The sequence below is a fragment of the Snodgrassella sp. CFCC 13594 genome, from assembly GCF_001590725.1.
In the GTDB taxonomy this organism is placed as follows: Bacteria; Pseudomonadota; Gammaproteobacteria; order Burkholderiales; family Neisseriaceae; genus Snodgrassella.
In genome coordinates this window covers 1-335 of sequence record NZ_LQXR01000106.1, presented here as the reverse complement: position 1 = coordinate 335, position 335 = coordinate 1, and the positions used below count along the sequence as shown (strand labels likewise).

At 49.6% G+C, this 335-nt stretch carries 1 protein-coding gene; it reads left to right on the top strand.

Annotated elements, in window-relative coordinates; translation table 11 throughout:
- A partial coding sequence (locus A2F46_RS12790) for a hypothetical protein (RefSeq protein WP_197457681.1) occupies positions 1 to 335 on the top strand: 335 nt, incomplete at both ends.

Here is a 335-nt window from a genome sequence, read left to right as displayed (position 1 = left end):
GGGTGGGCTTTGGGTGTAGAAACCGGCGATACGATTACCGGCAATGGCGCGCTGACATATATGCAGGCCATGGCCAAGCAAAAGGGGATTGCGCTGTCGCAGGCGCAAGTGGACAAAATTCGCTACGATATGGCATGGGCGTATTTGAAAACCTTGGCAGATAAAGCGGCATCGGGTTCCACCAATACCGATATCACTTATAAGGAAATGCGGAAATTTCATGAAAAGGTTTTTAATGACAATGATCTGGATATTGGCTATTGGACGCTGGAAACCCCAATGGCATTGATTGAGCGCTATGCCCAAGGCAAGCGCAGCGATGGCAGTGTGATCAC